Annotated in this window: 12 protein-coding genes; 5 read left to right on the forward strand and 7 right to left on the reverse strand. The window is 49.7% G+C overall.

From position 1 onward, the window contains the following. Positions 1-147 precede the first annotated feature (147 nt). Both AAC007_RS11050 and AAC007_RS11055 read left to right on the forward strand, forming a co-directional pair. Positions 148-780, forward strand: a complete 633-nt coding sequence (locus AAC007_RS11050; RefSeq protein ID WP_339676770.1) for a TetR/AcrR family transcriptional regulator — start codon at positions 148-150, stop codon at positions 778-780. Between the two features lie 65 nt (positions 781-845). After that, positions 846-1,757: an alpha/beta hydrolase gene (locus tag AAC007_RS11055; protein WP_296436445.1), complete on the forward strand. Its 912-nt coding sequence runs from the start codon at positions 846-848 to the stop codon at positions 1,755-1,757. Between the two features lie 54 nt (positions 1,758-1,811). Here AAC007_RS11055 and AAC007_RS11060 read toward each other — a convergent pair whose 3' ends face one another. Beyond that, a complete protein-coding gene (locus AAC007_RS11060; RefSeq protein WP_296436447.1) occupies positions 1,812-2,951 on the reverse strand; it encodes an epoxide hydrolase in 1,140 nt (379 codons plus the stop codon). A gap of 550 nt (positions 2,952-3,501) precedes the next feature. On the opposite strand from AAC007_RS11060, the gene AAC007_RS11065 reads away from it, so the two are divergent. Then, positions 3,502-4,842, forward strand: coding sequence for a hypothetical protein (locus tag AAC007_RS11065; RefSeq protein WP_296436448.1), 1,341 nt, complete (start codon positions 3,502-3,504; stop codon positions 4,840-4,842). A gap of 431 nt (positions 4,843-5,273) precedes the next feature. Then, entirely contained in the window at positions 5,274-5,894 is a 621-nt protein-coding gene (gene eda / locus AAC007_RS11070) for a bifunctional 4-hydroxy-2-oxoglutarate aldolase/2-dehydro-3-deoxy-phosphogluconate aldolase (RefSeq protein WP_296436450.1), read from the forward strand. Between the two features lie 4 nt (positions 5,895-5,898). On the opposite strand, the gene edd is transcribed toward eda, so the two are convergent. The 3 genes from edd to zwf are packed head-to-tail and all read right to left on the reverse strand — an operon-like array spanning position 5,899 to position 9,879. Beyond that, a complete protein-coding gene (gene edd, locus AAC007_RS11075; RefSeq protein ID WP_296436451.1) occupies positions 5,899-7,734 on the reverse strand; it encodes a phosphogluconate dehydratase in 1,836 nt (611 codons plus the stop codon). Beyond that, positions 7,734-8,426 carry a 6-phosphogluconolactonase gene (pgl, locus tag AAC007_RS11080; RefSeq protein WP_339676775.1) on the reverse strand — a complete coding sequence of 231 codons (693 nt, stop codon included), beginning with the start codon at positions 8,424-8,426 and terminating at the stop codon, positions 7,734-7,736. The genes edd and pgl overlap by 1 nt, the downstream gene beginning before the upstream one ends. Next, positions 8,419-9,879 carry a glucose-6-phosphate dehydrogenase gene (gene zwf, locus AAC007_RS11085; protein ID WP_339676777.1) on the reverse strand — a complete coding sequence of 487 codons (1,461 nt, stop codon included), beginning with the start codon at positions 9,877-9,879 and terminating at the stop codon, positions 8,419-8,421. The genes pgl and zwf overlap by 8 nt, the downstream gene beginning before the upstream one ends. Before the next feature lie 221 nt (positions 9,880-10,100). On the opposite strand from zwf, the gene AAC007_RS11090 reads away from it, so the two are divergent. Next, entirely contained in the window at positions 10,101-10,703 is a 603-nt protein-coding gene (locus AAC007_RS11090; protein WP_339676779.1) for a GNAT family N-acetyltransferase, read from the forward strand. Between the two features lie 22 nt (positions 10,704-10,725). Here AAC007_RS11090 and flgN read toward each other — a convergent pair whose 3' ends face one another. Genes flgN through flgA form a run of 3 tightly spaced genes read right to left on the reverse strand, consistent with a single transcriptional unit; the run spans position 10,726 to position 12,239 of the window. Next, on the reverse strand, positions 10,726-11,154 hold the full coding sequence (flgN, locus tag AAC007_RS11095; RefSeq protein ID WP_339676781.1) for a flagellar export chaperone FlgN: 429 nt from the start codon (positions 11,152-11,154) through the stop codon (positions 10,726-10,728). Between the two features lie 5 nt (positions 11,155-11,159). Beyond that, positions 11,160-11,462 (reverse strand): flagellar biosynthesis anti-sigma factor FlgM, encoded by a 303-nt coding sequence (gene flgM / locus AAC007_RS11100; protein ID WP_219043864.1) that lies wholly within the window; start codon positions 11,460-11,462, stop codon positions 11,160-11,162. A 60-nt stretch (positions 11,463-11,522) separates the two neighbouring features. Then, positions 11,523-12,239, reverse strand: coding sequence for a flagellar basal body P-ring formation chaperone FlgA (gene flgA, locus AAC007_RS11105; RefSeq protein WP_339676785.1), 717 nt, complete (start codon positions 12,237-12,239; stop codon positions 11,523-11,525). Between the last annotated feature and the right edge of the window lie 246 nt (positions 12,240-12,485).

The following is a 12,485-nucleotide window of genomic DNA, read 5'->3' on the forward strand; positions in this document are numbered from 1 at the left end:
GCAGGGTAATTAGTGAATGTGTAAACGCTTGTTTATGCTATAAAATCAGACACTGTCGATGTTGGATGTCATAGTTGTTTTCACGGGTGATGCCTTTGTAAGATATTGTTGCTGGCATCGCCTAGCGGAATTTAAAGAGGTGTGGGTGTGGCAAGGACAATAAAATCAGCGGAGGACAATACTTTAGTCAAAACACGGGCAAAACGCATGTCGCCAGAGGCGCGGCGTCAACAAATCTTGATGTGTGCGGTCGACGTGTTTGCTAAGCAGGGTATTGAAAAAGCAACTCATGCCGATATCGCCAAACTTGCCGGCGTTGCTAGTCCTACCGTATTTCACTATTTTCCTACTATTGACGATCTTCAGTTGGATGTGATTAAAGAAGTGCGCCGTTTTTTACTTGAAGGTTTTGTTATTGTCCGTACCGATGTTGACGCCCCCGTGCATCTGCGTGTTGAAGATATGTTGTCTTCATTTGCCAAGTCTGTCGATACGGATAGGAATTATGTAACAATTTGGCTCGAGTGGAGCGGCTCCACCAAGGGACATATTTGGGAACTATACAAAGAGTTTTACACTGCCACGACAGTTGCACTGCGCAAGTTGCTTCTGGAAGGGCGCGCTGATAATTCCATCAAGCCTAGCCTGCAAGCCTCAGATGCAGCGCGTATTATTTTGGGCATGGCGCATACCATCGCTCATATGCGCTTTTGCGGAGCGACGTCAAAAACTGCTCAAAAAACGATTAATTCATTTGTCGCAGAATACATAGCGCCTTGAATTTCCGCTTGAGATAATTTTTTTAATAAATTGATTTTTTAATGGGCGCTTATAAGGACGTATTGATGAAGCAAAGTATTCGCAGCCGGCTCCTGAATTTTGTACTGAGGCTAATCCGGCGTCCTATAAGAAACCACGGACAACTGATGGCACTTCGGCGACGTTTTGCAAAGCTTGACGAACGTCTTGTGGGAAATGCGGAGAGGCTTTGCCGTATCAGTCAGGTAGATTTATCCCACTGTCAGACAGATGTTTTACAAACCATCGATTTTAGCGATGATCCTATCAAGGCAAAACACGTTTTGTTATTTCATGGTGGCGCTTACTGCTTGCGTTCGCCAAATACTTATCGGTCGATGCTAGCAGGTATCTGTAACAACCTTGGTGCGATCGGTGTGCTGCCAGACTATCGTTTGGCTCCTGAGCACCCGCATCCAGCTGCCATAGAAGATTGTTTCGAGAGTTACAAAATGCTGTTAGATAAGGGAGTGGCAGCCGATCATATCGCTTTGCTGGGTGATTCAGCAGGTGGCGGGCTGGTATTATCGATTCTTGCCAAAATAAGGGAAGAAAATTTACCCATGCCGACGTCGGCGAGTCTATTTTCACCCGCTGGGGATTGGACTTTGTCGGGGGCGTCCCTCTTTCAAAATGAGGGTCGAGATCCCATGTTCCGTTTAAGTTCGTTTTTGTTTTTTCGGAGTTTATATCTAGGAGGGCACGATACCACTGATCCTGCTGTGTCGCCGCTACTGGCGTCTTTTAGCGGCTACCCGCCTATGTATTTTACCGCGAGTGAGACCGAGTTGCTGAGGGATGTGGCGATTGTGGGCGCCGAAAAAGCGCGGGAAGCAGGTGTTACAGTAGAAATTGATATTTGGCCTGGGCAATGTCATGACATGCAGCTGATGTCGATTTTGCCTGAAAGCAAAGTTGCACTAAACAAATTGTGCGAGTTTATTGCCAAACATTGGTAGGCGTTTGAATTATTTAAAAGGCCATAGGGCTCCTAAGAGCCCGACGGATCGTTACTATCGAATTTTCGCAAAACAAGTACGTACTTCATTTACAAAAATTTCTGCTTGCTCAAAAGCGGCAAAATGGCCGCCTTTTTCAACATTGTTCCAGTGAATCAAGTTTTGATAAAGTCGCTCAACCCACTGGCGTGCAGGTCTGAATAATTCCTTCGGAAATATTGAAACACCACAAGGCATGGTGATGGGCTCTGCAAGTAGACTGTGGAAGCTTTCCCAGTAGAGTCTGGCAGACGACGCGCCACTGTTTGTCAGCCAGTAAATACTGATGTCGTCGAGCATTTGATCTCTGGAAAGTGCATCCTCAGGGCGACCTTTGTTGTCTGTCCAGCCATGAAATTTCTCATATATCCACGCTGCTTGTGCGACGGGAGAGTCCGCTAGACCATAGCCTAATGATTGCGGCCGAGATTTTTGAATCATTGCGTAGCCGGAGTCATTGTCGAAATAGTGCTTAACATCCGCCAAGGCATTTTTGTCGCGCTCTGTCAGCGAAGCCATATCATCGGCGGTTGGTTGTGCTAATGCCATATTGATATGGATTGCTAGGCATTCAGGTGGTTCTATGCGAGCGATGGCTGTGGTGACGCCGGATCCCCAGTCTCCGCCTTGGGCAACATATTTGGAGTAGCCCAAGCGAGCCATAAGCGTGATCCACGCCTGTGCAATGCGTTCTAGTCCCCAGCCTGTCGCGCTGGGTTTGCCAGAGAACCCGTAGCCCGGTAGGGAGGGAATCACCAAGTGAAACGCATCTTTGGCACTGCCGCCGTGGGCAGTGGGGTTTGTCAGGGGGGCAATCACTTGCATAAACTCGAGTACGGAACCGGGCCAACCGTGGGTCATGAGCATGGGCAGAGCATTGTCGTGGGGCGACCGAATATGCAAGAAATGTATGTCTAATCCATCTATTTCGGTGGTGAACTGGGGGTGGGCATTTAATTCCTGCTCGCACCGGCGCCAGTCATAGCTGTGCTGCCAGTATTTGCATAGCGATTTTACTGCGTTTAACGGCGCGCCTTGGCTCCAGTCATCGACGGTCTCAGCGTCGGGCCAGCGGGTGTTGGCAAGTCTCGCCTTTAGGTCGTCTAGTTGTGACTGAGGGATATCAACTCGAAATGGCTTGATGGCTCGATCCATAGTAAAAACTCGTCATTGGGGCTGGATATTTCTGTTTTTAGTCAGCTTGCTTAATAAGTTATTTAAGCACATCTCACTTGTTATTTGGACTTTACTTCGGCCGGAAATGTATTGCGGTATCATTCAAATACTTCTCTTGGTTACCGGCCATAAGGTCTGCTGCGCCGCTCCTTTGAAGATATTTGCCATGAGATCGATTGTTATGCAGCTAGCTTTTCTTATTGCGCTGATTCTAGGGGGGAGGATGGCTGGAGGGCAGAGTGGGGCGACAATTGTTACATACCGATAACGGGGACTATTCGCTTATATTTACTGCTAAAAAGCCGGTTTTTTTTGGTCTCGTGCCAAGGCAATCTGAGTCTATTTTGCTAGTGAATGGTGCAATGTTTGCCCTCAATGTGGTCGCTGCATTCAGGTGAAGTCCAAAAGTGTGAACTGCGGCACGCTTTTGTATAGGTATAAACCCGTACCATCGCAGCTCAGGATAAGCGTCAGTTAATTAAAGTTTAAGACGCTAAATGATAAAAACATTCTACAAGAGCGCGCATATATGAAGAAATCACCTTTTAGAAAGACCCTGATGGCTTCGCTGATGGCCACCGCAGGTGCGGTGCAAGCGGGTCCGTTGGCGGTCGTTATCTCTCCGCTTGCCGGTGCGGTGGCGGGTACCCCTTTAGATGCAGTCGTTATTCAGCTAGTTGAAGTTGATAACCAACTTGGCGCGCTGTCTGGCGGTGGCATACCGGGTTTGGATTCACTACCCGGTTTGGATGCATTGCCACTCCCCGGCCTTGATGCTCTGCCCATTCCAGGCGCAGGTGGTGCCGGCGGACTGCCAGGTTTAGATGCATTGCCGATTCCAGGTTTAGACTCCCTGGCTGGCGGTGGATTACCTGGTTTAGATGCATTGCCAATCCCCGGCCTTGACGCTCTGCCGATTCCAGGCTTAGGTGGCGGCGGCGGTGGTGCTCCGGGTGTAGAACAATTAAGCCAATTAACACTCACAGTCGACACGGCATTGAATGATGTTGTTGGTGCAAACGGGGTTACTGACAAAGTAACCGATTTAGTTGTCGCTTTGTCGACCGCTGATGTCGACACAATCGACGCCGGGGCATTCTTTGTTGGTGATCAGCTTCGCGCCACTGTCGACCATTTGACTTCTAATCTGACCGCACTTGGTGGCGGCGCTCCTATCCCTGGCTTGGACGCATTGCCTGGCCTGGATGTATTGGGTGGTTTGCCAATTCCCGGTGGCGCTGACGGTGGAATTCCAAGCTTTGGCGGATTACCGATTCCAGGTCTAGACGCATTGCCAATCCCAGGTCTTGATATGCTTGCTGCTGGTGGACTTCCAGGCTTAGACGCCTTACCAATCCCCGGTCTAGATGCATTGCCAATTCCAGGTTTAGATGCTCTGCCAATTCCTGGTGCTGGCGGCGGCGCGGCCGGTATTCCTGGCTTAGATGCCCTTCCATTTGATTTGGCGGCTGGTGCAGAGAAACTAGGTCAACTGACCTTTGCAGTGGATACCGCACTGGATGATCTTGGCGGCTTTGACGGCGTAACTGATAAGTTGACCGATGTTATCGATCTGTTGCCGACTGCTGATCCAGATGCGATTCAAGCTGCGGCGATGTTGATTCCTGGTCAGTTCGAGGTGTTAGCTGGCCATTTGCAGGAAAACTTGATGGCGCTGGCTGACGGCGGACTTCCAGGGCTAGATGCTCTGCCAATTCCTGGCTTAGACGCACTGCCTCTCCCAGGTGCTGGCGGCGGTGCCGGCGGTTTGCCAGGCTTGGATGCGCTTCCAATCCCAGGCCTCGATGCACTACCAGGTTTGGATGCACTTCCAATCCCAGGTCTTGATGCACTGCCACTACCTATCTAAATGAAGGCATGGGTTTCCCCCACAATCTCAGATAGCTTAAAGGGCCAGACCGGCAACGGTCTGGCCCTTTTTAGTTTTGAGCTATGGATGAGGATATTGTTTGCAATGTGACTGTCGGTGCCTGTGTTTCCGTTTCGACGTACGCCGCTGTTATTGGTGAAGGCATACTCTTATGTATTTTCTTGTGGGTGGTTGCGCGGCATTACACTAGAACGACGAGGATTACTTTTTTAAAATTGATATGGCTGTCATTGTTGTTTTTACGGTGGCGGTACTTATTGCGATGATTCATTAAGTGCTTAGCAAAGACAGATACGCTAATTCTTTGAACCCATTGGCCACTCACGTGTAGAGTGGTGGTAGATGAGAAAACATGTGCAGCCCAATTCATTTACTGCGTTTTATGTGGGCGCACCCAGCGGGAGTAAATTATGAACGACGCACTGAGAATTTTGCATCGCGCCGCGCCGGTCATGCCGGTCGCGCACTTCCAAAACTTGGCTCACGCACAGGCTTGCGCTGAACTGTTTGCGGAAGCGAAAGTGCCTACAGTAGAAGTTACCTTGCGCCACCCACAGGCGTGGCAAATGGTGAAAATATTTAAAGACATCATGCCCTTCGCCAAAATTGGCGTGGGAACAGTGGTGAATCGGCGGCAGATGTTGCGCGCAGCCGATGAAGCGGATTTTGTCATCAGCCCTGGCTTTTCCGCTGAGTTATCAATTTTAGCGAGAAAAACCCTTACCCCTTACATTCCCGGTATTGCGACAGCCAGCGAATTGATGGCCGCTATGAATGAAGAACATAGGGTGTTTAAGTGCTTTCCCGCGGCTGCCATTGGCGGGGTGGGGCTAATAAAAGCCTTGTCGGCGCCTTTTCCTGATGTCACTTTTTGTCCAACTGGCGGTATTTCTCCATCCAATTATCAGGAGTATTTGGCTTTAGAGTCGGTGGCCTGTGTTGGTGGCAGCTGGATTGTTCCCAGCGAAGACGCCTTGAATAAAGACCGCGCCGGATTCTTGGCGATGCTTAAAGATCTTTATGCAAGCTAGTAGGTCAGTTTAGGAAGGTCGCAGCACCTTCCTCTGCTGTGCCGACATTGGCGCGCAGTCCGGCGAAAAGGTCGCGGCCGTAATTGTCACTTGCCGGTGCTGGGTGAAAGTCAGCCGCCTCGCGTTGCGACAATTCTTCTACTGACAGCAATATCTCTAGTGTCTCTTTTTCCGCATCTAGAATAAGCATGTCGCCATCTTGAATTTTTGCAATTGGGCCACCAGCTAAGGCTTCTGGGTAGAGATGGATCGCTGCCGGAATTTTACCCGAGGCGCCAGACATACGACCATCTGTGACCAGAGCCACTTTAAATCCGCGCTCCTGCAATATGCCAAGGTAAGGTGTCAGTTTGTGTAGCTCTGGCATTCCGTTGGCCTTAGGCCCTTGGAAACGCACTACAGCAACAAAATCTCGCTCTAGCTCACCCTTATCAAAGGCGAGTTTTAAATCTTCTTGATTCTCAAATACCAGGGCGGGGGCCTCAATATATCGATGTTCAGGCTTTACAGCTGACACTTTGATAATACTTCGGCCAAGTTTGCCCGTCAGTAATTTCATCCCACCGTGTGGATCAAATGGTTTATTGATTGGGCGCAGAACGTCTAAATCAGCGCTGACCTCAGGACTTGCTTGCCAGCTTATAGCGCCGTTTTTAAGGCTTGGCGCTTGGCTGTAGTGCTGTAAGCCCTTACCCCAAACTGTGTTGACGTCGGCATGTAGCAGGCCGGCCGCAATTAATTCTGCGATCACAAAACCCGTGCCGCCGGCGGCGTGAAAGTGGTTCACATCTGCTTTGCCGTTTGGATAAATTCGACACAGTAGGGGGGTGGCTTCAGACAGCTCGGCATAATCCTGCCAGTCGATAATGATGCCGGCTGCCCTTGCAATCGCGATCCAGTGAATACTGTGATTGGTTGAGCCTCCTGTGGCCAATAGCGCGACAATGGCGTTTACCAAGCTGCGTTCATCGACAACGTCGCATAGGGGTGTGTAATTCGGCGTTAGCGCGGTAATTTTGCAAACTTGCTGGGCGGCGGTGCGGGTGAGTTCTTGCCTTAAAGCGCCGTTAGGCGGGACAAACGCCGTGCCTGGTACATGTAGTCCCATGGCTTCCATCAGCATTTGATTACTATTTGCCGTACCGTAAAACGTGCACGTCCCCTCGCCGTGGTAGGCGCTGGCCTCGGCCTCTAATAATTCTTCACGGCCCACTTTGCCTTCGGCATACAGTTGTCGAATGTTGGCTTTGTCGTCATTGCTTAGCCCCGTGGACATCGGGCCGGCGGGTACCATTATCAGTGGTAAATGGCCAAAACTGAGGGCGCCCATTAATAATCCTGGGACAATTTTGTCACATACACCTAAGCACAGAACGCCATCAAACATATTGTGGGTCAGCGCGATGGCGGTACTCATCGCAATGGTGTCACGGCTAAATAGGCTTAATTCCATGCCCTCAGCGCCTTGGGTGACGCCGTCACACATCGCGGGTGTGCCGCCTGCAAATTGCGCGGTGCAGCCGAGCTCAGTAACCGCTTTGCGGATAATGTCTGGGTAGTTTTCCAGTGGCTTATGGGCCGACAGCATGTCGTTGTAAGCGCTGACAATGCCGATATTAGCAGCCTCTTCAAGGCGAATACGCTGTTTATCGTCTTGGCTACAGGCAGCAAAGCCATGCGCTAAATTGCTGCATGAGAGTTGTCCGCGCTGTGTCCCTTTGCGCCTCATGCTTTCGCATTTGTTCAGATAGGCTTTGCGGCTAGCGACACTGCGCAGGCGAATACGCTCGGTAACCTTAGCAACAATCGGATGCAAGGGTATTTGCTTGGTAGAAGTCATTACGGGGCCCAGTAAATGTCGACTGGCACTTGCTGCTGGTGCAAGACCATAGAAATTGGATAATCGGCGTTTTGAGCCAAGGCGTCTTCAAGTACATCGCGCTTGGCTTTGCCGCTAATGTGTATAACTATTTTTTCGCTGTTAAAGACCGCTGACGGAGATAACGTAATTCTGGGGTAGGGCGCGGCGCCAGGATGCACGGCAAAGCAATGCTGGGTGTGCGCTGAGCACAGCTGTTGATATTCCGGGGCATCGTGAAACCATGAGGCGGTGTGGCCGTCGTCACCCATACCAAGATGTACAATGCTCAGCGGCCAATTTAATTCATCGAGCTGCTCTTCAAGAATAAACTGGCCATCAACTGCGTTATCGGCCTCGTTCTTCAATGGAAGATAATGACACCCAGTGGCTGCTTTTAGCAGCGTACTCTGCAACATGGCGTCATTGCTATTGCTGTGGTCAAGAGCTACCCAGCGTTCGTCAACCAGCAATGCGTGTACGGCTGTCCAATCTAGTTTCTCTTTACCTAGCAGGCTCAGCATATTTTTGGGTGTTGACCCACCCGATACCGCCAAGCTCGCATGCCCGTGATTGTGTATGGCAGTGCGCAGCGTATTGGCAATATCGCGGCTGAGTAGCTGGTCCATTTCCTCGCGATTTGGCAGCAAAATTAATTTTGGTTTTTTATTCATGCCAGCTCCTACCATATTTTTCAGGCAGGGCGAGGGATGCATTTGGTCCCATCGTTCCTGCCGAGTAAGGCTTGGTTTTTATACCGGCGTTGTGCCACGCATCGATAATACTGTCTACCCAGGCCCAGCAGGCTTCTACTTCATCGCGTCGCATAAACAGTGTTTGATCGCCTTCCAGTACATCCAAGAGCAATCGTTCGTAGGCTTCATGTGCATGTAATTCATCGTGTAGGTCGGCGTCCAGATTTAATTCCACCTGTTCTAATTTTAATTGTCTGCCGAGCCCCGGTTTTTTATTCACCTTGTACAGGGTAATGTTTTCCTCTGGTTGTAAGCGTATGACTAATTTATTCGGCAGGTCGTTGGGGTCTCCCTCAAACAGGCTGAATGGATGCTTTTTTAACTCAACAATAATTTCTGAGTAACGTCGCGCTAAACGTTTGCCCGTGCGGAGATAGAAGGGTGTGCCTTCCCATCGCCAATTGTGAACATCGGCTTGCAAGGCAACAAATGTCTCGGTGTTGTTACTATCTTCAAATCCTGTTTCATCTAAAAATGCCGCTACTGGAGAGGCGTTGACTGCTCCAGCAGTATATTGCCCCCGCACGGTTTTAGCTTTTACATTGTCAGCGGTGATCGGTCGCAGAGCCTGGAGTACCTTTACTTTTTCATCGCGAATGGTATCCGCCCGCAAATTGGCGGGAGGTTCCATGGCGACTAAGCACAGCAATTGCAGAATATGGTTTTGGACCATATCTCGCAGTGCGCCAGTTTTAGCATAGAAGTCACCGCGGCCTTCAACACCAATATCTTCTGCGACGGTAATTTGAATATTGTCGATATATTGGCTATTCCAGAGCGGGCCAAAGAGGGCGTTGCCGAAACGGAGTACCAGTAAGTTTTGAACGGTTTCTTTGCCTAAGTAGTGATCGATACGAAAGATGTTTCGCTCAGGGAAGACCTGCAAGACTTCGTGATTAATCTCTGTGCAGCTCGCGAGATCGTGGCCAAGGGGTTTTTCCAATACGACCCTTGACTCTGCACTGACCACACCGATGCTGTGTAAATTACGACAAATGCTGTTGTAAAGTGTGGAGGAAGTCGCCAGATAGAAGACGGCCTTGCTATCGGGGTGCCTGTCAATCGCCTCCGCTAAGCTGTGGTAATCCTTTAGGCTGTTTACGTCTAGGCTGATGAAATGTAGCTTGGCAGAGAATATTTGCCAGTGCTGCTCATCCCAAAAATGGGGAGGCAGAAATTCACGCATTTTCTCTTTCACTGCGGCGCGGTATTCTTCGTCGCTGCTTTCGCCGCGGCCGAGGGCGATGATGGCGCGCACATCGTCTATTAAACCTTCGCGCTGCAGTTTATATAGGGCGGGCTGCAGCTTTCGCAAAGCGAGATCGCCGGTACCGCCAAAGATAACAAGTTGTGAAGACTGAGTGCTGCTCATCGCCATTCTCTATATACGTAAAATGAGGCTGGTGACAAATTTTCTACATTGAATACCGGAGGGCTGTGGCAGTATTTGTTAGAAAATTTGCCTTAGCGTTGTTTGAGCATAGAGGTTTTAGAAAAATTTTAATACCACTGTTCGGTATTTTTTAAACAGTAGTTGAAAATGGGGTTATGCTAAAAATACGGCGATTCACTGGCAATGGTTAGGGATGATTTATGGCTATACGCATAGCACAAAGTAGCGACAGCATACAGGCAGGCCCGCTGATATATTCATCGGGGCCAGTCGCTTTTGAATATATATTCAGTCGCAAACACGGTCCGGCGATTGGTGATTTCTTGGTTGCCGAGTTTGCGCACGGTGCAACAATGTTTAGTCACCGCCACCACCATGTATATGAACTTGAAGGTGATGTGGTTGGCAGTATAGCTAGTTTCGATGCGTCCAGTCACGGTGGCACATTTTTGGCGAACGCGCGCGCTATTTTTCGTCACTATGGTTTGCGCGGTATTGTCAAAGGACTGATTTTTGAGCTTCGGCTAGTAAAGGCTCCGCGTAAAGCTTGTTTATACCTTTGTCATATCGCGGTTCGTGAGGATTGTCGCGGGAAAGGCATCGCTGCGCAAATGATCAACTTTATGGCGGCTAAAGCGCGCGGTGGACATTACCGCTATCTCAGCTTGGATGTGGCCGAGCAAAACAGCAATGCGCTGCGCTTGTATGAGCAGATGGGATTTAAAGTGCGGGTAAGAAATAAGAGCTATAACAAAATTCTGGACAATCATCTGTACATGGAGCTAGATCTCGACGTGGATTAACGCCAAGTAAAATGCTGTATTGCTAAGCTTTGCCCAGAGCCTGTTTGGGGCCGGCATACTGTGCCGCGCCCTTGGCGCTGTATAGAGGCGTGTCACCGTGTGCGCTGCTGCCGAGAATTTCAAGGGCGCGCTGTTTATAGCGAGCTTGCACGGCGATGTCTGCGCCGGTCTGATTATTTAACATTTGGCAGCGAGACAATATGGCAAGTGTCTCTTGCCAGTCAGGTGCACTGCTGTGCTGAGCAGCGCTACTCGATTCTTCGAGTAACTGGCGACGGCGCAGGGCGAGCTGATCCAGTGTTTGAACTAAGTCCATTTTTTGAATGGCAATGGCTTCAATTTGTTCAGCGGAGTTAGCTAGTTTCAAGCTGGCTGCCTCGCTAATTAACAACGATTCTAATGCGCTGGCATTATCGTGAATATGTTGAAGTACATCGCTAAGTTCATTCATCGTTATTAGGCGCCTGTTAGAGTTTCCATATTTACCAAGGCTTCCGCGACTTTTTGGGCGTCGATATTAAATTCGCCGTTGCGAATAGCCGTTTTAATGGCATCTACTTTTTGGCGATCAATGCCGTCGCTGCTATTCACTTCCACGCGGGTGCGCTCCATTAGCGGCGTTTCCGCTATAGATGGCTGATTGCTGGTTACGTTTGCCGCAGTATTTGGCGCTACACTTTCTGATTTACTGCCGCCAGTGCGTCCGCCCTCTAGCTTGCGGAGCTGGCTCAGTGAAGAGCCGTCTAATCGGTCGACCATGTCAGAATCCTCTCATTTAATAGGCTTACGCTACTTATATCGGCAGCCGTGCCAAAAACTTTAGTTAAGCAATACAACATTTTCTGACGCTACCACACCCTCAAGTTGCTTACCCGAATTGAGGTTTTTAACCATTATTCGCGAGCCCAGGGCGCCATTTTGCAGTGCAATTCCCATCATGCTGACGCTTACCGGTCCCGTGTTGCTATTTAACTGTACGCGCTGGCCTTTATTCACGATGCTGCTGGCAGTGACCATATTTGGGGTAAGCACTGCGCCTTGGGCAATACTGCGTCTGCTAGTGTAGCCACCACGATCGCCAAGTGATTGTAAGTAACCATAGCCCAGCGCCGAGATATCGCGCTGGCTCCAGCTTATGTCGCGCTCGCTAATAGTGGTGTTGGGCGCAATAGGGTGACGGGCAACCATCACATTGGCAAAGGCCTCAACCGTCACTGGCAAGTAAATCTTCCATGGCTTGTTGCCATTGCATCGCACGCCAACGGTGGTCCGGCGTTTAATCTTTGCGCCAGTTGATAAAAAAGCCTCAAGTTTGGCCGGGCACTGGGCGAGCTTGGTCCGCGGATCTAAAGCTTGCACCGTTATCTTGGTCTTCATTTTCTGCCACGGGTGACGCGCTGCAATATAGGCGCGAGCCGTCTCCGCGATTCGCGCGTGATTCTCGTTCGCGGCGGCGAAAAGCGATTGACTAGTGAACATCAGCAGAATGTTCGCTAGTAAAAAATAAATGTATTTTCCTTTTTTATTCATAGCCATAAAACACGTCAAAGTTTTGTCGTTTTCCAAAAACCTGCAATGCCTATGCCAGTGTTGTGGTTTTTCTGTGCTTGATAGATAGGGGTTTATACGGAGGATGCCGGCTGCCGGAATTTTGCCTATGCGGGAAAAAGAGCGCCGTTTTTTTGGCAAAGCGGTGTTGTGAAGATTTTAACACTTTGTATTTTAAAGGAAAAAAAATATGGCACGAGCCTTGCCTTGTTCGTTAGTGCGCGGCGTTGAAAG

The organism is uncultured Zhongshania sp. (genome assembly GCF_963975605.1).
In the GTDB taxonomy this organism is placed as follows: Bacteria; Pseudomonadota; Gammaproteobacteria; order Pseudomonadales; family Spongiibacteraceae; genus Spongiibacter; species Spongiibacter aquimaris.